Genomic DNA, 20,776 nt, shown 5'->3' on the forward strand with positions numbered 1-20,776 from the left:
TTCTCTCGAGAGTCGAGGCTTCCGTAAGGGGCTGGTCTGCGGGTTTTATGACCGGAATCTTCATCTGCGTCGGCTTCACCTTGGTTCGGGGCCGCCCTCCCACACACCGGGGACGGCGAGAGTCCGGGGCTGGAGTGGACACGGTGCGCGTAGATGTTCCGCCAAGCATGCCTCTGCCATCTTCGCAGCCCCTGCGCGAGGTGGGCAATGCGTACCGCAATGCCCTGTGCGCCAGCGGTGATTTCTCGTCACCGCTTGCCCCGTGCGCTCGCTGGGACAGCGAACAGCGGACCGAGCCGGCACGCTTCAGGCGGGCAGCAGGAACTCCAGGTCTCGGTCGACGCGCTGCCAGCCCCGGCCTGCCGCCGTCCAGGGATGTGCGGCGCCGAGTCGCTTGTCCAACGCGGTCACCGCCCGGTCCCGCAACCGGCCGGCCTCCGCCGTATGGCCCATCGACCGCAGGGTGACCGCCAGGCACAGGTCGGCGATCAGCGTGTCCGGGTGGCCGTCCCCGAGGCGGGCACGCAGCGCCGCCGCACAGGACCGTGCCATGTTCTCGGCCGCGGTGAACTGCTCGAGCTCGCCTAGGACGTTGGCCATCGTCAGCCGTCCGCACAGGGTGTAGGGGTGGGCGTCGCCGAGGTGTTTGGTGAAGGACTGGACGGTCCGGGTGGCCGCCGCCAGTGCTTCATTGGTCTCCCCCGCGGTGCGCAGCGACGCAGCGAGGTTGTGGTCACAGACGGCGTTGTCCGGGTGCTCGGGACCACGCAGTTGGGTAACACGTGGCTGGAGACGGCTGATCGCGCTCCGCGCGGCGGCCAGGTCACCCGCCCCGGCGGTCAGGGCCGCCAGGTTGACGCCGCACGACAGCCAGTCGGGATCGTCCCTGTCTCCTCCTGCCGTGTAGCCCTCCTCGGCTTCCGCGGCAAGCGCTTCGGCCTCTTCGCGCTGTCCGACGCGGCGTAGGGCGACCGACAGGCTGACGGTCGCCCGCAGCGCGCCACGGGTGTCATGGCCCCGCAGTCTCTCCAGGGCGGCTCGCAGGACGCGTACGGAACCGGTGTAGTCGCCCAGCTCGCGCAGGTCACGGGCGAGGCTCAGCGCCGACGCCAACGCCGACGGATGACCGTCTCCGAGTACCTGGCACTGCCGTTGCCAGGTGACCTGGCTCCGCTCGCGCGCGGCCGAGTAGTCGCCCACCAGACGCAGCGACCGAGCGAGAGCCTCGGCGGCGCTCAGCGCCTGCGGGTGCTCCTCGCCGAACAGTTTGTGGAAGCCGGCGGACACCTCGCGCGCCAGCTCCAGGGCCTCGGTGAACCGGCCGAGCGCTCGCAGATCCTCCGCCGTGCCCGCCGCGGTAATCAGAGTGTGCGCGTGTCCGGCCGGCAACAGCCCACGCTGCCGGGTGAGAGTACGGGAGTCCAGGCCGTACGCCTCGTCGTAGGCTCCCAGACTCCGCAACGCTGCCGCCTGATGGTTACGCAGTTGGAGCACCTGCTGGTCGTCGCCTCCCCCGTCGGCGGCGGCCCAGCTCTGGTCGAGCCGACGGGCCAGTTCAAGAGCCCGGGCCGGCATGCCGTACTGCGCGGTACGGCGCACTCGGTCCAGCAGTACGGCACGGGTGTCGCTGTCGAGGCACACCTCGGCACCGGCATGGTCGAGGTGGGGCCACAGCCGCTCGAACGCCGAGTCGTCCGTCTCGGCGGCCGAGTCGTCGCGCCGGGGAGTCGCAGCGGTGAGGAGCCGGTGTGCCTCATGGCGGACCTCGTCCACCTCGTTCGCGGGCAGGGAAGCCAGCACCAGGCGCTGCACGACCCGGTGCACCTTCAGTGTCTGACCGGCCTGGTCGACCTCCGCCAGGCCCAGCCGACTGAGTTCCTGCACCTCTCGGTCGACCAGCATCGGCTCGTGCAGAGCGGCATCGTGCGGACGCAGCAGGCGCAACGCGGTGTCGGTGTACACCACGGTCAACGGCATTGGCACCGGTGCGAGATGGCTGCACAGGGCGAGCAGCCGCAACGCCGCGGGAGCGCGCTCGGCGAGCATGTCAAGGGCCACCCCGGTACTGGCGGCAACCGCCGGGGGGGCCGGATCGTCTCCGCGCGCCGCGGCCCGGTCGTGGCTCCAGGCGGCCAGCCGACGCAGATACTGGTCTGCCGACGGGAACTTCGCGAGCCATGAACCGGCCTGCGCGACGGCCAGCGGCCGGTCCCTCACCGCGGCCGCGATCCGGTCCGCGTCCGCGGCCGAGAGTGCCGGAGCCCTCCGCCGCAGCAGTTCGATGCTCTGCTCCCGGGTGAACACGTCGACCCACACGGGATCCATGGCCTCGCTCCACATCCGGTCCCGGGAGGTCACCAGCACATGCCCGTGCGGTCCGGTGGGCAGCAGCCCCGACAGAGCCGGAAGTCCGCCGGCGTTGTCGTACACCAGGAGCCACCGGCCGCTCGGTGACCCCGCGTCCAGCGCGTCCAGAGCCCGGCGCGCGGCTGTGGGCGCGCCGTCGCCGTTGCGCAGGCCCAGCCGCTCCGCCAGCCGCGCCAGCGACAGCAGGGCCAACTCCCGGCTCTGTGCGCGGACCCACCACACCAGGTCGTATGCCGCCTGGAAGCGGTGGGCGTACTCCGCCGCAAGCTGGGTGCGCCCGGTGGCTGTGAGCCCGTCGTGGGGAAGTATCACAGCCCGTTGACGGCTGACCTTCAGCGTGGCGTCGAGCTGGTCCAGGAGCCGGTCGCGGCCCACGAAGAAGGGGTTGCGGGCGGGCGCCTCCCACACGCTGGGCGTCCGGCGCGGGAACCGCGGCCGGGCCGGCCCCAGTGCCCGCTCGGCCGCCTCACCGGACAACCCCACGCCGCGCAGCAGAGCCTCAGCGGTGCGGAGCTCGTCGAGGGACGTCAGGTCGACGGGATCGAAGTCGCTGAACGGGGGTGTAAGGGTGACGGGCTCGACACGCAGGGGGACCAGCCGCCCCGAGGAGCCGGAACCAGGCTCGCTCACGCTCTCCCACACTGTCCGGGACTGCGGCGAACGCAGGAAGGACGACGACAACAGGGCCAGGGTGCGCGGGGCTCCGCCCCGAGCGCTCGGTTCACCACCGCTGCCAGGGGCGAGCACCTCGAAGCCGGAGCGGGTGAGCAGCCAGTCGACCCAGTCGGCCCACATCCGGTCCTGCGGGACGTACCACAGCCGCAGCGGCGTGGCGATGGGGGACAACGGCCTGACGTAGGACGCGAGATGACGTCTGCGCAGTTCGTCGTCGAGGGGCGGGAAACGCCGCACGCGGCCTTCGGTGATCCGCTCCGTCAGCCGTTCGAAGGCGGCCAGCAGACTGTCCGGTTCGCCCGCAGGGTCACCGAACGTGGCAAGCGTCTCCTCGTAGGCGTACTCCAGCCGGTGCGGGACCTCCATGCCGGTCCAGTAGCCGGCCGGCAGTTCCTGGAAATTGACGCGGACAAGTTCACGAGCCGCTGCCAGGGGGACGTCCCGGCCATCGGCGACCCGCATCGCTACGGGCAGCATGCGCAGGGGACGGGGATGGACGTCCCGGAGTATGGAGCGGGCCATGCGCGCCGCTCCCTCGATGCTCTGCGAGCTCAAGGTGAAGCAGTTGACCAGTATGTCCGGCATGTCGATGGTGCACAGGCCGACCAGGTCGCTCACGCCGCAGCGGCTGTCGATGAGCGTGAAGTCGTAGTGACTCTTCATGTCGTGGCGCAGTGCCTCCAGGAACCGCGCGCCGCCGAACCGCTCGGCGAACTCACGCCAGCTGAAGTCCATCAGGTGCGTCAAGTACTCGCCGTCCTGCCGTCCCGCCGGCATGTAGTCCAGACTCCCGCCGCCGGGGAAGGTCCAGTCGACGGAGACCGCGTGCGGCAGGACCCGGGCAAGACGGTGTCTCAGGTCCGCCGCGGACTCGGTCCCCGGCCTCGTACGCCATTCCGTCACGTAGCCCGAGAACAGGTTGAGCACGCCCGTGGTCGCGGCCGAGGTCGCGGCGTCGAGGAACGGGTGAAAGTAGCGGTGCAGCCCCGGCGCTTCCACATCCCAGTCGGCAGCCAGCACGTGGTACCCGTTGGAGGCCAGGATCCAGGCGACGTTGGCCACGGCCATGGTCCGCCCGGTGCCACCCTTCTGGGAGTAGAAGGTGACGATCTGCCCGTCAGAGCCGGGGGTCATCGCGCGTCTCCTGGACGGACTCCGGCTCGGAGACGGGGCCGAGCAGCCTCGGCCGGGGGAAGTGGGGGCCGGCGGGCGGGTACACCGGAGCCACGTACCGCAGGAACTGGGCCGCCGCCCACTGGATCACCGTCGGAAGGATGTCGGCGAACTCGGCCAGCGAGGGCACCCCACCCGTCGCGGCCCGGGAGACACTGCGGCCCCGCTGCAGCATGCGCGGCAGGGTCTTCTCCAGGGCGGTCTGCAACTCCGCCCCGGAGGAGACGTTGTCCGGGTCGGAGCGGTCCCAGGGCACGATGACCACGACCCATGGCTGAGCTGCCGCGTCCACCATGCCGAGCAACTCCCGCTGTTCCGGGTCGGCCACCGCCCACCGGTCGAGCAGCAGCACCGTCGGTGCCGACGGGCGTTCCTCGGCGAGCAGACTGCCGACCGCCTTGTCGAGCGGCTCGACCGTGGTGAGGTAGTCGAGCCCACGTACCTGCTCCGCGGCGAAGTCCGCGAGCGGCCGGGCGGCATCCGCGTCACTCTCGCGGTAGGGGTTCCAGTCGACCGGGGAGGGGCCGTAGCAACGTTCCGAGCGCCCCGGTGGCAGTTCGCGTCTGCTCGGCGCTGCCACCACGATGCGCAGCCGACGCAGAACGGGGGGAGACCCGAAGGCGTTGGGCAGGTCTGCGAAGTCCAGGGGTTCTCCGCTGGGCACCGGGTTCTCATGGGCCGTGGTGACGATCGCGCGGGCCAGCAGCAGGACGGCGTCCTCGTAGTCGGTCCGGTATCGGCGCAACTTCATCAGGGAGTACAGACCCTCGGAGGCGTAGTGCGGACCGAACCGCGCGTGGTCCTGGTGCAGGCTCTTCGCGGCCGAGGGCAGGCGCTCGGCAGGCACCGGCACCCACAGCGCCGGCACGATCGCCGGTGAGGCGGTGTCCTGAGACGTCCGACCCCGCGTCTGGCGCAAGGCGAAGGCCCGCCACTCGCGGCCGCAGTGGTCGCTGACGAAGTAGCGCGGTGAGTACAGCGGTACGAACACCCGGCAGGTGGCCAGCGCGGCAGACAGCCGCGAACTCCAGTCCTCGCCGGTCCACATGGCGCCGTCCATGAACCCGACCGACTCGCCCACCGGAAGGTCCGTCAGCATCAGAACGTGCTCACAAAGATCTTGGTAGAGCCGACGCACCCACATGTCCGGGTCCGGGCCGTCGGTCGCGCGGCGTGGTGTGTGCGCGTAGCTGAGGAAGAAGTAGGGGACGTGCGGGTCCGTCCGCTCCGGTTCCTGGTTCACACCAAGCCCTCCCCCCACACGTCCGACGGTCACAGTGTCCGCAGGAACGTGGCCAACTCGAGCATGTCGACCCGCACATAATCCTCTGGAAGGACCACGATCGTCAGTTCTTTGCATATGACCGACCGTCGGGAACTCGTCACGAAGGACAGCAGGATCAGCTTGATCAGACTTGTGTGATCCATACTGTCGATACGGGCCAGGCCCGACCCGATCACCGGCATGGCCACCGCCTCGCGGCGGGCGTACAGATGTATCGCATGCCACAGCTCCCCCAAGCTGCTCCAGATCTGGTCAGGCCCCGAATCAACCGTCAGGTCGTTGCGCATTGTGCCGTAGGCACTGAGAAAATAGCGCCTTTCGGGCGAGCCGAGAACGGCGACCGTGCCGAGCGGGTAGCGGGCGAGTTTCCCGGCCCGCTTCGCCGCCCGGTCCTCCACCCGAACCGGCAACGCCCCCGCAAGCGCGGCATCGATTTCGTCATCGAGCCGGGTCGTCTCGCTCGCGTACACACGACGCAGGAACTGGCCTTGCACGCTGCGGTGGACGATGAGCAGATCGTCTTGGGTATCGGTGTCGAAGACGTCATTGCTGCCGATGACGAGATGGCCCGGCTGCTCGAAAAGGTCGCCGACCTCGATGCTCACCTTGAATCCCGGGTGCAGGAACTCGTGGCTCACCTCGGTCCGCGGCCAGGATCGCAGGATGCCGCCGGCCAGTGAGAGGCCGACGACGGTGAGCAGAGCTGTGGCTCGCGGCAGGGAGCTGTCCGGCCAGAACGTCAGGTACAGCTCGACGGCTCCCGCGAGCAGACCGAACTGGACGGCGCAGGCCCGGCCCGCCGTGGACACGCCGAGGCGGGTGCCGAAGATCGTCCGCAGCTGATGCCTGATCACCCGGCTCATATCGACTCCTCGGCACCCGTGCTCGCCGCAGGGTCAGACCGTGGGGCTTCTTCGTAGACCCCGGTGAATCTGGTCCTTTTCCTGGGCGAACTGGCCTGTTCGTCGCGCAGTGCCTCCACCGCGTGTTCCAGATCGGTGATCCTGCTGATCTGCTCGCGCACGAGCGAGGTGAGATCCTCCAGGATCTCCTCCGTGGACCGGCGCGGCGTTGCCTGCTCGGCGGCGCCCGCCGTGAGGTCGATCGCGGCGAGGGCGTCACGCAGCTCGGGCCACACCTTGCGGAAGAGGCTGTCGACCCGGGTGTTGTCGGGGGGACGGTTGGCCGACTCGCGCAGGACGGTGTTGATGGTCCTGACCATGTTCAGCACATCCTCCTCGTCCTGCGCCCGGGTCGACTGGAACTGGCGCAGAGGACTGCTCGCGGCCTCCAGGTCGTCGTGACTGCCCTCCAGCAGGAAGGGCACCAGCTGACCCTTGCGCTCGTCGACCTCTTTGGACAGGGCTCCCGACTCGAAGGTGATCCACGGGGCGTCGATGTTCGCCCGAGTGACGCAGGCGATCCCGAAGGAACTCTCGTCGAGTTGCTTCTTGATCTCGTCCAGCCCTCGCGCGCCCTTCCTGATGCTCTCCGAAGACACGAACGGCTCGATCTCGTCACTGAAGTAACGAAGCCACGAGGCCAGCCGTTCGGCGCATCTCCGGGACGGCGATCCGGACCAGCTCAGAAAGATCTTCATATGGCGACCCCCGATTCGCACCCCGCCCTACGAACGGCCTCGACACAAGCCAATTGCCCTCGAAACGGGGGGCACATAGCCATCCGACCGCTGCGGACTTCCCGGAGACGGGCTGGGCGGACTCGGGGCGCCCAGCCCTGAGGCGCCCCGCGTACCCCGGCGGGCTCCTCCGCCGGGGCCATCAGGTGCTGATCAGCCGCCAGGCGCTGTGGCCTCGCACGATCCGCGCACTCACCCCCTGCGTCACTTCGTAGCGGCCATGAACGCAGTATTTGGCGCAAATCGCGCGGTGTGCGCCCACCCCGGCGGCACCGTGCAGGTCAGCCCGCGACACTTTCCTGACACAGCCGACCCCGTCGCACATGACGCCGCTGCGCGTCATCGACTGCCACGGCAAGGAGAGCGAGTCAGCTCCCCCAGGGACGTTTCGGGGACATCGGAACGGCACATGCCGCCGCTCCCCTCCCCGACAGGGGTGCGGCGGCGTCTGCGGGGCTTCTCCGGGCTCAGGTGCTGAAGACCACCGGCATGCTGGTCCAGCCGTTGCGGATGTGGTTCATGACCGGTGTGGGGTCGCCGGCGAGTGTCACGGCCGAGAAGCGGTCGAGGAGTGCGTCGAGCACGATCGGTGCCTCGGCGCGGACAAGGCGGGCTCCCATGCAGTGATGGATGCCGGCGCCGAACGCCAGGTGCTTGACGCTCTCGACCCGGGTGACGTCGTAGCGTTGGGCGTCGGGGAATACCGACTCGTCCCGGTTGGCCGCCATGTACATCAGGTACACATGCTGCCCGGCGCGGATCGGGCGGCCGTCGATCTCGACGTCCTCCGTGGCGGTCCGCAGCATCGCACGCGCCGGTGTGACATAGCGCAGGGTCTCCTCGACCGCCGCCGGGACCAGCGAGCGGTCCCGGCGGAGCAGCTCCCACTGGTCGGGGTGGAGGGCCAGTTGGTGGACCAGGCCGGCGAGCAGGGACCGGGTCGTGTCGTTGCCGGCGGCGAGCATGGTCATGGCGAACATGACGACGTTGGCCTCGGAGACGTTCGTCCTGTCGAGTTCCGCGGTCAGCAGGACGGTCAGGAGATCGCCGTCGCCGGGGTCGCGGCGCTTGGCCTCCAGGTTCTCCACGATGAACCGTTGCAGGCTCTGGAACTCGGCGGCCGCGGCCCGCAGTTCCTCGAACGTCACGTCGCCGGCGAGTTTCTCCAGTTCGTCGCTCCAGAACCGGACGCGGTCGATCTCCGTGTGGGGCAGCCCGATCATCCGGATCGCGGCGTTGATCGGCACCAGGCCGGCGTAGGACACCCAGTCGACCACGGCGTCCGGGGCTATCCCGGCGACGAGTTCACGGACGTCCGGCGTCAGCGCCTCCCGCAGCCGCCGTATCGCCTCCGCCGAGAACGCCGGGGCCATCACGCGGCGGAGCTCCGCGTGGCGCGGCGGGTCCGTCGTACCGACCTGCTCGCCGCCCTTGGGGAAGAAGCTGTCCGTGATCAGCTCGTCCCCGGCCTGCGCCTGGTACTTGACGTCGTTGAGGAAGAGGCCCTGGGAGCTGACGAAGATCTCCGGCAGGCCGGCGATGGCCCGGATGTCGGCGTGCCGGGTCACCACGAAGGTGTCGAGGGGCTCGTGGTAGTAGAAGGACGGGTCCTCCTGCATCCGGGCGAAGGCCGGCCAGGGATCGTCCACGTAGAAGCCGGGGTCCTCGATCGGGACGGTACCGGGCGAGCTGTCGGTCATCGTCGCACTCCAATTCCGGTCAGCGGTGTCGCGGGGCCACAACGGGTCCGGGGGCACCCGGGTCAGGGGTTCAGGAACGTCCTCAGGTGTTCCAGCGACTCGGGAACGGGATCGGCGTTCACGAGGAGGTTCACCAGGAACTCGGGGACGGTGAGGTCGGGGAGCCGGAGCGCGCTCGTGAGTGAGTTCCACTCGCCGCGGTGCAGGCCGTCGTCGGTCTCCCCGCGTACGCCCACCTTGCGCACGACGTAGCCACGGGCGGCGTACTGGTGTGCGTCGACGACCGCGCAACGCAGCAGGGTGCGGTGGGACGTGACGGGGAGGGAGATCACTCCGTAGCCGGCGTCGGCGAGGACGTCCAGCGCCTTCGGAGTGGCGACCAGGCGTGCGGCGACCACGGCGACCCGGCCGCCTCGGCCGTCCGGAGCGGTGCCGTGCGCGATGCCGGGCGACGCGCTCATCCGGCCAACCCGCTCTCCAGGTCGCGCCGCAGCGAGTCCGGTGTCGCGCCGGGCAGGTCCATCCCGACGCCGATCACGCGCGGTGGCCGCAGTCCGCGGGAGCGGATCTCGGCCTCCAGCTCCTCGATCCACACTCCACGGCCGGGGACCACCGTCCACGCGTCGGACCGCCCCGGCTCGCCGCGCCAGCCGGGGGCGCTCGTGACCAGGTCGATCCCGCTGGAGGGGCTGCCGTCGATTCCGATCACGACCACCTCGGTGCCGGCGGCCGACGGGTCCGCGGCCAGCTCGTCCACGACCGCCCGTGCGAGCTCGCGGCAGTGTTCCCGGTAGGTCGGGGTGTCGTACTGCTCCTTCGACTGCCACCAGCGATCCGGCCCGGCACCAGGGTCGGCTGCCGCAACAGCCGGCCGACCGTCGCGTGATCGCAGACGACGGGACCGTACATGCTGTCCAGGAGCCGGCCCTCGGTGCGCGCCAGACGCAGACGGTGGTCGTCGAAACGGAAGGAGGGGGAGTCGACTTCGATGAACGAGCAGGGAGTTTCGTCTCTCTCTGCCACTTGCGACGTCATCTTGTGGCCTCACTCGTGCGGTGCCCGCATACGCGAGCCATTGTGCGCACGGCGTCCGGCCGTCATCGACGTCCCCGAACGGGCGTCCCTCACCCCCGCGAGAGAGGGAACCGCCAGTCGCTCTCGGCGCTCTCGGCCTGGGCCCGGGCCGGCTCCGCGCGCACCGTGCCGATGGCCTCCGCGAGGCCGATCGGTGCCGGATCCCCCATGGCGACTCACCGCCGGCTTCCGTTGATCGACCGATCCAACCTGGTCACAAGTCTAGGGACGGGCGAGGCCCCGCGCGTAGTGTGGGACAGCATGGGGGAACTGCGTGCGGACTGGAGACTCAGGCTGCGACGCGAGGACGCGCACGGTCCCGTCTGCGGGGCCGGTGTACTCGTCGACCAGCACACGGCGCTGACCTGCGCGCACGTGGTGCGCCGCCCGGATGCCGTGATGTGGCTGGAGTTCGCCGAGAACAGCGCGCTGGAGCCGGTGGCCGCCCGGGTCATGGCAGGTGGCTGGCTCCCGGAGGGCGAACACGGCGAGGACGTCGCCGTGTTACGGCTGGACAGCCCGCGTCCCCGGGCGCGTCCGGCTCCGCTGGAAGCGGGGCTCAGGGCCGGCATGGAGGTGTACGCGACCGGGTACGCGGAGGGCTTCGACGACGGCATGAGCCTGTGGGGCCGCATCGGCGGCGCCAGCGGCGAGCGGGTGCAGCTCGACGCCGTCACCAAGGCGGATGTGGTGCGCGCCGGGTTCAGCGGCGCCGCCGTGTGCACCCAGCCGCGTCAGGGCCGTCCGGCCCGGGTGGTCGGCCTGGTCGTCAGCTGGCGCGGGGACATGGGAGAACTGCTGCCCGAGCAGAACCGGCTCGCCTTCTCGTATCTGATCCCGGTCGACCGCATCGCCGAACTCACGCCCATCGTCAAGGAGTTGAGCAGTCCGGACGCCTGGGACCACTCCTTCGAGGAGCGGCTGGGCCGGTGGTACGACGATCCGGACGAGGACCCGGTGAAGATCACCGTGGTGCCCCCGGGCAGCGGCAAGGACCGCTCGCTGCGCCATCTGCTGCACCGCGCCGACCTCGTCCATCGCGGCGGCGACAGCAGACCGCACCTCGCCGACCACGCGCTGGGCCGCAGCTCCTTCCCGGTCGGCGAGTACCTCGCGTACTGGGACTGGCTGCTCGGCACCGCGCGCCGGCCCACGGGCGCGGCCCCCACACCCGCCCGGCCCGTGACGGTCGTGGTCGACGGCCTCGACGAGGAACCCCGGCCCGGTCCTCTGCTCGAACTCCTGGGCCGGTTACGGGAATGGGGCTTCCGGCTGCTGCTGGTCTTCCGCCACGAGGGCGGCACCGGCTGGAACACGGCCCGCGACGACCTGCTACGGCCCGCGCTCCTCGGCCACGCGGACACGCTGCTCGGACGGCTGCAGCTCGCCGAGTTCGGCAACGCGATCCGCCGCGACGTCGTCGACAGCGCCTCCCTCGACTCCGTCACCGAGACCGCCGACCTGCGCCGGACCGAACTCCGCCGGATCGCCGCGTTACAGGACCCGCAGCAGCAGCTCACCCGGCTGCGCGTACTGCTCAGAACCCTGCGCGCCGACCTGGACCGCCAGGGAGGCCGGTGATGCGGGGCGCCGCCCGGACCGAGCCGCGAGGGAGGGCGACGGAAGGATGACCGGCTGCCCGCACCGGAACTTCGACGGATCCCGCTGCCAGGGCTCCGTACTGCCCACCGGCTGGTGCGACCAGTGCGGCCGCGCGGAGCAGGGCCCCGGACTGCCCGCCCTGCCCGGGGACCCGCGGGACCTCGGCCCCCGCGACCTCCTCACGCTCCCCGACCGCGCACCCCGCCCCGCCCAGGCACGCCTGCTCCGTGCGAAGACGCCGCTGCGCGTCCGCATGGGCTGCTCGGCCGCTGACTGCGGCATCACCTTCGCCCCGCCCTACACGCAGGGCCCGGTGCCCATCACGGGGTACTGCCCGGCGTGCGGCGAGCGGTACTCGTACGAACCGGAGCTCACCGAGGGCGAGTTGCTGCGTGACCAGTACCGGATCATGGGGCCCATCGCACACGGCGGCCAGGGCTGGGTCTACCTCGCCGAGGACACCCATCTCGGGGACGTCGTCGCCGTCAAGGGCCTGCTCAACCGGTACGAGCACGACGGGGCCCGGCTCGCCGACGTGGAGCGCCGCAACCTGGTCGCCATGCGCCACCCGCGCATCGTCCAGATCCGCGACTTCGTCGCCCGCGGCGACGGCACCGGGGAGATCACCGGCGGCTACATCGTCATGGACGACGTCGGAGACGGCACCCTGGAGGGCGTCGCCGAGGAGACCCGGCGCGGCGAGTCGGTCCTCGACATCGAACACGTGGCGGCGTACGGCTGCCAGATCCTCGAAGCCCTGGTGCATCTGCACGCCGGCGGCGAACGGGTCTTCGTCTACGGGGACATGAAGCCCTCGAACGTCGTGCACCACGGGAACGGCGTCAAGGTCATCGACCTCGGCGGGATGCGCGAGGAGGGCCAGAGCCGGCCGCCCGCCCATGTCACCGGCGAGTACATGGCGCCCGAGACCGCGTTCTCCGGAATGCCCACCGTCGCCCACGACCTGCACACCGTCGGCGTCACCCTGCGGGAACTCGCGCACTGGGCCGTCGACGAGGTGCCCGGCCTCGGCACCGGCTCCTTCTGGCAGGTCGTCGACCGCGCCGTGCGGACCGACCCCGGCCTGCGCTTCGCCGACGCCCGCGAGATGGCCGGCCAGCTGCGGGGCGCGCTGCGGGAGATCCGGGCCCTGCGCGGCAAGAGCGACCCGCCCGAGCCCTCCGACTACTTCCGCCCGTCCCCGCAGCTGCTCGGCGCCCGGCTCGGCACGGTGCCGGGCATCGAACACTGGCTGGAGCGGCCCCGTCGCGACCGGTACGAGCCGCCCGTGGCCCCCGCCCTCGACCTCGGCGCCCCCACGCCGACCGAGATCGCCGGCTGTCTGCCGGTGCCGCGGCGCTATCCGGGCGACCCGCAGACCGCGCGGTTCGAGGTGAGCAGCGGTTACGACCCCGGACTGCTCCTGGACCAGGAGGACGAGAAGCCGGCCTCGGTGGAGATCTGCCTGCACAACGTGCGTGTCCTGCTGGGCCGGAACACCACGGAGGACCTGGAGCTGGCCCAGGTGGAGCTCGACACCGCCGACTCCATCCCCGGGCCGTCCGCGGTGCGCCGGTGGCGGCTGGAGTGGCACCGCGCACTGCTCGCCCTGCGCCACGCCGGTCTCCACGACACCCCCCAGCAGGTCGCCGATGCCCAGGCCCACTTCCTGCGGTGCCACCTCGAACTGCCCGGCGAGTACGCCCCCAAGCTGGCCCTCGCCTACTGCGGGGAGCGGCTCGGCGACCAAGGCACCGGGCCCACCGCCAGGGAGCTGTACGAGGCGGTGTTCGCCCGCAACCCCGCGCACGGCGGCGCCGCGCTGGGGCTGGCCCGGCTGGCGCTGCGCGCGGGCGACCGGCGTGCCGCCCTCGACGTGCTCGGCCGGGTGGGGCCCGGCACCCTGGACCACACCGTCGCCCGGATCGCCTCGCTCCGGATCCGCGCGGCGCGGCTGCCCGGGGACGTCGGTCCCTCGCCGAAGAACTTCGATGTGCTGCCGGCGCCCGCCGAGGTCGACGCGGCGCTGGCCGAACTGCCCGGCCTGGTGGGCCGCGGCCCGGGCGCCGGCGAGCCGAGCCTGTCCGAGGACGAGGCGCTGCGGCTCAGGACCGAGCTGCACGAATGGAAACTGGACGCGCTGCACCACCAGAGCGACCGGGCCGCCGCTCCGGGCGCGGGCGCCGGCCGGCTCGACGCCCGCCGGCTGAGACGCCTGACCCCGCCGGAGCGCGAGCAGCGCAGGCGGATGGAGTCGCTCTACCGGCAACTCGCCGCCCGGCACCGGGAGTCGGCCACCACCCACGAACACCTCGTGGACCTCCTGCACGCGGTACGGCCACAGACCCGGATCTGACCGAACGACAGGACGCAGAGGCACGGCACGGCACGGCACGGCACGGCACGGCACGGCGGAAACGCCCAGCACGACCCAACCGCACGGCACGACGCACCCGCACAGCACCGGCCACGCGGTGCCCGCGGCGACGAAGGGAAGGAGCGGTGACGTAGGACATGAGCAGCCACACCCGGCCGTCGCAGCCGGGCATCCGGCTCCACGTCGATCTCGACGGCGAGCTGCGCCCGCACCGCAGCGCGAAGATCGAGGCCCATCTGCGGGTCGACGTGGACGCCGACGGCGCCCCCACCGACCTGCCCGCGGTCGAACTCGCCGTGATCATCGCGGTGGACGTCGCCGAGCCCAACCGGGCGGCCGTACGGCACGCCCTGCCGGCGGCACTGCGCGCCCTGCCCGACCGGATCTCCTTCGCCGTGCTCGGCGGCGGCCCCGAGCCGGTCCGGTGCTATCCGCTCGGCGACGACGAGTGGGCCGTCGCCGACCAGAACCAGCGGCGCCGGGCCGCGTTCGCCACCGGCTCGCTGCCGCTGCACCGGGACGGGCCGCGCCCGGCCGGGTACGCCTCCTGGGCGGCCGGGGCCCGGGCCCTGCTCGCCGGCCGCCCGCTGTCCGTACGGCATCTGGTGCTGATCACCGACGGCAGCAGCGCCGCGGGCGAGACCCGTCTGGAGGAGGAACTGGACGCCTGCGCCGGGCAGTTCACCTGCGACGTGTTCGCGGTGGGCGCCGACTGGACCCCCGATCCGCTGCTGACGCTCGCCGAACGGCTGCACGGCACCGCCCAGTTCGTGGACGAGGGTCTCGGCCGGGCGGTCACCGACGCCATCGCGCGGCTGCGCCGGGTGCGCACGTCCCAGCTGCCGATCGAGGTGACCCTGCGGCCCTCGGTGCGCCAGGTCTCGCTCAGCGAGAAGGCGCCCCGGCCGCACCGCCTCGTCGGGCTGCCCCGGTCCGGGCGGCCGCACTGCTGGAGCTTCCCCACCCACCAGTGGGAGCAGGGCAGCCGCGACTATCTGCTCACCCTGGTCGCCAACGCCGACGACGACCCGCTGGAGACCGAGTTGCAGTTCGCCATGGTCTCCGTGAACGGCGTGCACGCGCCGGTGGTCGCCCGCTGGCACCTCCCCGGGCAGTCCGAGCCGCCCACCCCGACGGCGGGCGGCGGCAGCGTGCGCAGCCTGAACGCCACCGCCCGGATGCGCGGCGCGCTGCGCGAGGGGCTCACCGCGCTCCAGGAGCACCGGCCCGAAACCGCCCAGGAGTGCCTGGCGCAGGCGGCCCAGCTGGCCGCGCGGTTCGGCACGGACTGGGTGCTGGACGAGATCCGTACGGTCGCCGACATCGAGGACGCGGACTCGGGGCGGATCCGGCTGCGCGCCGTCGACGCCGGCGCCCTCGGCCCGATGATCCTGCGGGCCGGCTCCCATCCGGGCGCGCCGATGGCCGGCGCCGTCGACGCACCGCCCGGCCCGCGCTGCGGCACCTGCGGCAACCGCGCCGGGAGCGAGGCCCGTTACTGCATCGTCTGCGGGGAGAAGCTGCTGTGACGACCGTACGGACGGCCTTCCTGCGGGGGTACTCCCCCGCCGCGTTCTGGCGCGGGCGGCTGAGCAGCCGGCGGACCCGCCGGCTGCTGGAGACGCATCTGCTGGTGCTGTTCCTGTGTGCCGCCGTGGCCGCGACGGCCCTGTTCTTCTCCTACCGGGGGACCCAGCGCGGCGCCGCGGCCCTCGCCGCCCGTGAGGCGCCCGCCGTGCAGGGGCTCGCCGCCGCCCGGCTGGCGGCGCTGCGGGCCGACCAGGAGGCCCACGCCCTGGTGACGACGCACCTCGTCGACGTGGCGGGCTCGGGCGAGGCCTACCGGTCCCAGCTCTCCGCCGCCGACCAGGGCCTGTCCCGGATCGCCGACCGCACGGACCAGGACCTCGGCACGGTCAACGGTCTGCTCGCCACCTACGGCAACTCGCTCAACCTCGGTACGTCCATGTACCGCGACCAGCCGCTGATGCGGGAGCAGAAACTCGACGAGGCGGACTCGCTGCTCACCCGCAGCACGGTCGGGCTCGCCCCCCGGCTCGACGCACTGCAAAAGGTCCAGCTGCGGCACGCCGAGGCCACGGCCACCATGGGGCAGTGGCAGCGGGCCGGCTGGTGGTTCGCCGAACTCGCGCTGGCCGCGATGGCGTTGACCCTGCTCTCGGCGCTGTTCGTGCTGCGCGACCGGTGCGGCCGCGACTGGAACCCTTATCTGCTCGCGGCCTTCGTCCTCACCGCGCTGCTCGCGGTGTTCCCGCTGCTGACGACCACCGCCACCGAGGACCGCCTGGACAGGGCGCTCGGCGACCTCGGGCAGATCACCGACGTGTCCCGGGCCCGGCACACCGGCCCGGGGCTGGCCGAGGCGCAGCAGAGCGTCGCGCAGAAGTCGGAGGAGGTCCGGCAGGAACTCACCGACGGCGGCTGGACCGACCGGATGTACCGGGGCACGGTCGTCGGCGGCCTGCTGGTCCTCGTCCTGCCCGCGCTGGGCCTCGGGCTCCGGCTCGACAGCGACTACTGGAGGCGGCGGTGACCCGGCGGTTCAAGGTGCTGGTCGTGCTCGTGGTCCTGCTGCTGATCGCGGCCGGCGGGCTGGTGGTGGTCTGGGCACGGCACGACGACAGGGAGCCGGTGACCATCCTGGGGACCTGGACCGGGGAGCAGGCGGAGCAGTTCGAGGCCGTGTTACGGGACTTCGGCATCCCCTTCCGCTACCAGGGCACCGCCGCCCAGCGCGAGGTGCTGCTCTCCAAGGTGCAGTCGGGTGAGCCCCCGGACATCGTGATCATGCCGGGCATCGGCGAACTCGCCGAGTACGCCGACCAGAACCGCCTCAAACCGCTGAACGGGCTCTACGACCCGCGGCAGTACGGTGCGCCGTGGAACGCGACGGGCACCGTCTCCTCGTCCGTGTACTGGGTCCCGGTCAAGGCGGACCTGAAGAGCATCGTCTGGTACCGCCAGGGCGAGAAGCCCGCCGACTCGCCCGCGCCGCTGCGGAGTTGGTGCATCGGCATGGGGGACGACGGCGCCTCCGGCTGGCCCGGCACCGACTGGATCGAGGACCTCGTGCTGCAACGGGCGGGTCCGGCCGTCTACGAGAAGTGGGCGCTGGGCACCGGCGACACGCAGTGGTGGCGGAGCACCGCGGTGCGCTCCGCCTGGCAGGCCTGGGCCGGTCTGCTCGGGCAGGACCGGACGAGGGCCCGGCACGCCCTGCTCACCGACCACCGCGGCGCTCCGGACAGCGACGGGCTGCTGTTCGACGGCTGGGGCGGATGCGGTCTGGAGCACCAGGGGTCGTTCGCGCGCTCGTTCTACAAGGGCGAGGCGCCGCACGCGGACCTGTCGGACTCCGCTCCGCTGCTGCCCGGCGGCGGCCAGGTCCGGGCCCACGAGGTCACCGGGGACTTCGCGGCACTGTTCAGCGGCCGTTCCGAGGCCCGTGAGCTGGTCCGGCGGCTGGCTTCCAAGGAGGGCCAGCAGGAGTGGGCCCGCTCGGCGGACTTCTTCTCGGCGAACCGGCAGGTGACTCCGCGGAACCACGAGGTGGAACACAAGATCGCCACGCGGCTCCGCCAGGGCCCGCGCTGCCTGGACGCCTCGGACGTCATGGCACCCGCCGTACGGGACGCCTTCTACGAGGCCGTCCTGCAGACCATCGCCAGGGTCGCGGCCGGCCAGGACCCCGCCGTCCCGGGCCTCCTGCGGGACGTCCAGCGCGTGCAGGACGCCCAGGGCACCCCCAGCAGAGCCGCGCCGCGGACGGTGTGCAGTCCACGGTGAACAACCGGCGGGCCGCCTAGCGCAGCGCTTCCTGGATCGCCGTCAGCCAGGCGTCGACCGGTCCGGCCGTCAGCAACCCGCTGCCCGCGCCGGCGAGTTGGCCGGCGGCCGGGCGCAGCCGGTCCTGGCAGCGGCGCAGGGCCCGGCGGTCGCCGAGTTCCAGGGCGACGGCCGCCACGACACACCACAGCGCCTCCTGCACCAGGTCGGCAGGAGGCTCGGGCAGCGCGCGCAGCGCTTCGCGGGCCGTCTTCTCGTCGCCGGCGGCGAGGGCGAACCCTGGGCGGATCCAGGGGAGATACGGCCCCCAGTCGGCGGCCGGGTCCAGGGCCGCGCGGATGCCGTACGGCCGCCCGGCCAACCGGAGACAGAGGAGCGCGAGCGGGAGCAGCCCGGCGCGCACTCCGGGCATGCCGGGCCCGTCCAGCAGCCGGTCGACCTCCCGGTAGGCGGCCTCGGCGCGCTGCGGCTGCCCGGTCGCGGCCAGCCGCAGCGCCCGGTAGCCGTCCGTGAACACGCCGACCAGCGGGAGTTCATGGCGGTGGGCCAGCCGGTCGGCCGCCTCGGCGTGTGCGTCGGCGGTGGTGAGGTCGGCGAGAGCCGCGCGGGCCTGCACCCGGATCAGATGGCCGAGCACCTCGTAGGTGACCAGGCCGTGCCGGGTGGCCAGGGCGACCAGTTCGGTGCCGAGGGCGTCGCGGCGCGGGGCGAGGCCGGCCCGGGTGCAGGACTGCATGAAGACGCCGTTGAGGGCGAAGGCGAGCAGCGCCGGATCGTCCAGGCGGCGGGCCAGGCGCTCCGCCCCGGCGGCGGCCTCGGCGGCACGGGCCGATCGGGTGCCGCGTGACTCCAGGGCGACCGTGGCCAGCAGCCGGCACCGGGCGGTGTCCTGGGCCGGGGTCGCGGGCAGCCGGGCCAGCGCGCGTTCGGCGGCCTCGACCACGCGGCGGGCGTCCGCCGGGTCGTCGGAGCGGGTCCAGATCGCCGGGACGTCGTAGGTGCCGATGACCCGTGCGGTCAGTTCCGGGTCGCCGGACTCCTCGGCCGCGGTGATCGCCGCGAGACGGTGTTCGCGGGCGGCGGCCAGCCCGCCGGATCCGGTCACCGCGAGGGTGCGCAGCAGGCCGACGGTCGATTCGAGCCGGGCCCGGGCACTCGCGGCGACGGTACGGTCGTACGCCTCGGCCGCCCGGGACCACACCCGGGCCGCCGCGGCCTCCCGCTCCTCGTCCAGGGCGGGGTCCTGCGCGAGGATGCCGGCCTCCAGCCGCCGCAGCGCCGGGCCGGGGTCGAGGCCCAGCTGGTCGGCGAGGGTCGCGCGGGCCCGGCGCAGCACCGCGAGGGCGTCGCCCTGGCGGCCGGTCCGGTAGAGGGCGAGCGCCAGCAGCCGCCAGCCCTCCTCGCGCCACGGGTGGCCGGTGAGGTGGGCGTCCAGATCGGGCACCGCCTCGGCCGCCCGGCCCCCGGCCAGCAGCGCCTCGGCCCGCTGCTCGACCGCCCGCAGCCGCAGCTCGGCCAGCCGGGCCCGCTCGCCCCCGCACCACTCCTCGTCGGCGAACTCGGCGTAGGCCGGGCCCCGCCACAGCTCCAGCGCCTCCCGGAGTCGCCGAGCGGCCTGGGCGGGCTCCTCCTGTACGGCGGTTTCCACGGCCGTCTCGAACCGCCAGGCGTCCACGGCTTCCGCGCGCAGCGCGTAGCCGGGGCCGTCGGTGACGAGCAGCCGGGCCGGGGTGCGGGGCGGACGGTCGGGTTCGAGGGCGCGGCGCAGGTCGTTGACGAAGGTGCGGACGGAGCCGACGGCGGTGGGCGGCGGCTCGTCCCAGAGGTCGGCGACCAGGCGGGCCACCGGCACGACCCTTCTGCGGGCCACGATCAGCCGGGCCAGTACGGCACGGTGCCGGGGGCCCTTCAGGGCGAGCGGGCCACCGGCACGCTCGGCCGTCACGGTCCCGAGCACCCCGAAGTCGACCTGCTCCGTCCTCACCCGCCCAACGGTAGATCCCGCCCCACGGCAGATGCTGATCGGCTGCTGATTCGCGCGCGGGAGTGTCGGCTCATGAACATCCCCGGTTTCACAGCACACCGTGTCCCGGTCGCCGACGGCGTCTCCCTGCACGTGGCCGTCGGCGGTGCCGGCCGCCCGGTCGTCCTGCTGCACGGCTTTCCGCAGACCCATCTGATGTGGCGGCAGGTGGCCGCCGGCCTCGCCTCCGATCACACCGTGATCTGTCCCGACCTGCGCGGCTACGGCGCCAGCGACAAGCCGGCCGACCCGGACGGGCTGTCGTACGCGAAGCGGACCATGGCGGCCGACGTCGTGGCGCTGGCGCGGGCCCTCGGCCACGAGAGCTTCGCGCTGGCCGGGCACGACCGGGGCGCGCTGGTGGCGTTCCGGGCCGGCCTGGACCACCCGGACGCCGTCACGCACCTGGCCCTCCTCGACGTACTGCCCACCCTGGACATGTGGGAGGTACTGCACGGCAGCTCCGCCGCCGTCGCCTTCCACCTCTACCTGATGGCCCAGCCCCCGGGCCTGCCCGAGCAGTTGATCGGCGCGGCCCCTGACCTCTTCTTCGGTCACTTCCTCGACCTGTGGACCCGCGACCCCTCGGCGATCCCCGCCGATGTCCGCGCCGCCTATCTCGCGGCCTGCCGGGCGGCGGTGCCCTCGATCGTGGCCGACTACCGGGCCTCGGCCGGTGTCGACACCGAGCACGACCTGGCCGACCGGGCCGCCGGGAACGTGCTGGGCATGCCGGTGACCGTGCTCCAGCAGGACTGGGGCGCCGCTCTCGGCTACGACGCGGCCGCGTTGTGGCGGGCCTGGGCACCGGACCTGGAGCACCGCACGGTGGACTGCGGGCACTTCATGGCGGAGGAGGCACCGGACGAGATCACGTCCGCGCTGCGGAAGCTGCTGACCCGGTGATCCGTGTCCCGCACCACCCGGCGGGGGGGGGGGGGGGGGGGGGGGGGGGGGGGGGGCGGGGGGGGGGCCGGGGGCCGCCCGGCGCGGGGGGGGGGGGGGCGGGGGGGGGGGGGGGGGGGGGGGGCGGGGGGGGGCGGGCGGGGCGGGG

General features: G+C 72.6%; 14 protein-coding genes. 6 read left to right on the top strand and 8 right to left on the bottom strand.

The window, feature by feature from the left end; genetic code table 11:
* Positions 1 to 306: 306 nt before the first annotated feature.
* The 7 genes from fxsT to ACGFZQ_RS23295 all read right to left on the bottom strand — a co-directional run bounded on the left by fxsT (position 307) and on the right by ACGFZQ_RS23295 (position 9,596).
* Entirely contained in the window at positions 307 to 4,176 is a 3,870-nt protein-coding gene (fxsT, locus tag ACGFZQ_RS23265; protein ID WP_393841896.1) for an FxSxx-COOH system tetratricopeptide repeat protein, read from the bottom strand.
* Entirely contained in the window at positions 4,160 to 5,458 is a 1,299-nt protein-coding gene (locus ACGFZQ_RS23270) for a TIR-like protein FxsC (RefSeq protein ID WP_393841897.1), read from the bottom strand. The genes fxsT and ACGFZQ_RS23270 overlap by 17 nt, the downstream gene beginning before the upstream one ends.
* A gap of 29 nt (positions 5,459 to 5,487) precedes the next feature.
* Complete coding sequence (locus tag ACGFZQ_RS23275) at positions 5,488 to 6,363, bottom strand: macro domain-containing protein (protein ID WP_393841898.1); 876 nt, start codon at positions 6,361 to 6,363, stop codon at positions 5,488 to 5,490.
* Positions 6,360 to 7,100 carry a TIR domain-containing protein gene (locus ACGFZQ_RS23280; RefSeq protein WP_393841899.1) on the bottom strand — a complete coding sequence of 247 codons (741 nt, stop codon included), beginning with the start codon at positions 7,098 to 7,100 and terminating at the stop codon, positions 6,360 to 6,362. The genes ACGFZQ_RS23275 and ACGFZQ_RS23280 overlap by 4 nt, the downstream gene beginning before the upstream one ends.
* A 506-nt stretch (positions 7,101 to 7,606) precedes the next feature.
* Entirely contained in the window at positions 7,607 to 8,839 is a 1,233-nt protein-coding gene (locus tag ACGFZQ_RS23285) for a cytochrome P450 (RefSeq protein WP_393841900.1), read from the bottom strand.
* Positions 8,840 to 8,901: 62 nt separating this feature from the next.
* On the bottom strand, positions 8,902 to 9,300 hold the full coding sequence (locus ACGFZQ_RS23290; protein ID WP_393841901.1) for a hypothetical protein: 399 nt from the start codon (positions 9,298 to 9,300) through the stop codon (positions 8,902 to 8,904).
* Positions 9,297 to 9,596 (bottom strand): hypothetical protein, encoded by a 300-nt coding sequence (locus tag ACGFZQ_RS23295; RefSeq protein ID WP_393841902.1) that lies wholly within the window; start codon positions 9,594 to 9,596, stop codon positions 9,297 to 9,299. Before ACGFZQ_RS23295 ends, ACGFZQ_RS23290 begins: the two co-directional genes overlap by 4 nt.
* Before the next feature lie 578 nt (positions 9,597 to 10,174).
* On the opposite strand from ACGFZQ_RS23295, the gene ACGFZQ_RS23300 reads away from it, so the two are divergent.
* The 5 genes from ACGFZQ_RS23300 (at position 10,175) to ACGFZQ_RS23320 (ending at position 17,699) form a co-directional block, all read left to right on the top strand.
* Complete coding sequence (locus ACGFZQ_RS23300) at positions 10,175 to 11,494, top strand: serine protease (RefSeq protein WP_393841903.1); 1,320 nt, start codon at positions 10,175 to 10,177, stop codon at positions 11,492 to 11,494.
* A gap of 46 nt (positions 11,495 to 11,540) precedes the next feature.
* Positions 11,541 to 13,871 carry a tetratricopeptide repeat protein gene (locus ACGFZQ_RS23305; RefSeq protein ID WP_393841904.1) on the top strand — a complete coding sequence of 777 codons (2,331 nt, stop codon included), beginning with the start codon at positions 11,541 to 11,543 and terminating at the stop codon, positions 13,869 to 13,871.
* Positions 13,872 to 14,029: 158 nt separating this feature from the next.
* Entirely contained in the window at positions 14,030 to 15,421 is a 1,392-nt protein-coding gene (locus tag ACGFZQ_RS23310; RefSeq protein ID WP_393841905.1) for a vWA domain-containing protein, read from the top strand.
* A complete protein-coding gene (locus tag ACGFZQ_RS23315) occupies positions 15,418 to 16,446 on the top strand; it encodes a hypothetical protein (protein WP_393841906.1) in 1,029 nt (342 codons plus the stop codon). Before ACGFZQ_RS23310 ends, ACGFZQ_RS23315 begins: the two co-directional genes overlap by 4 nt.
* Complete coding sequence (locus ACGFZQ_RS23320) at positions 16,443 to 17,699, top strand: extracellular solute-binding protein (protein WP_393841907.1); 1,257 nt, start codon at positions 16,443 to 16,445, stop codon at positions 17,697 to 17,699. Before ACGFZQ_RS23315 ends, ACGFZQ_RS23320 begins: the two co-directional genes overlap by 4 nt.
* A gap of 16 nt (positions 17,700 to 17,715) precedes the next feature.
* On the opposite strand, the gene ACGFZQ_RS23325 is transcribed toward ACGFZQ_RS23320, so the two are convergent.
* Positions 17,716 to 19,683: a BTAD domain-containing putative transcriptional regulator gene (locus ACGFZQ_RS23325; protein WP_393841908.1), complete on the bottom strand. Its 1,968-nt coding sequence runs from the start codon at positions 19,681 to 19,683 to the stop codon at positions 17,716 to 17,718.
* 72 nt (positions 19,684 to 19,755) lie between these two features.
* Here ACGFZQ_RS23325 and ACGFZQ_RS23330 point away from each other — a divergent pair, with 72 nt between their 5' ends.
* Positions 19,756 to 20,628: an alpha/beta hydrolase gene (locus ACGFZQ_RS23330; RefSeq protein WP_351728888.1), complete on the top strand. Its 873-nt coding sequence runs from the start codon at positions 19,756 to 19,758 to the stop codon at positions 20,626 to 20,628.
* Positions 20,629 to 20,776 lie beyond the last annotated feature (148 nt).

This window comes from Streptomyces sp. NPDC048254 (assembly GCF_043201895.1).
In the GTDB taxonomy this organism is placed as follows: domain Bacteria; phylum Actinomycetota; class Actinomycetes; order Streptomycetales; family Streptomycetaceae; genus Streptomyces.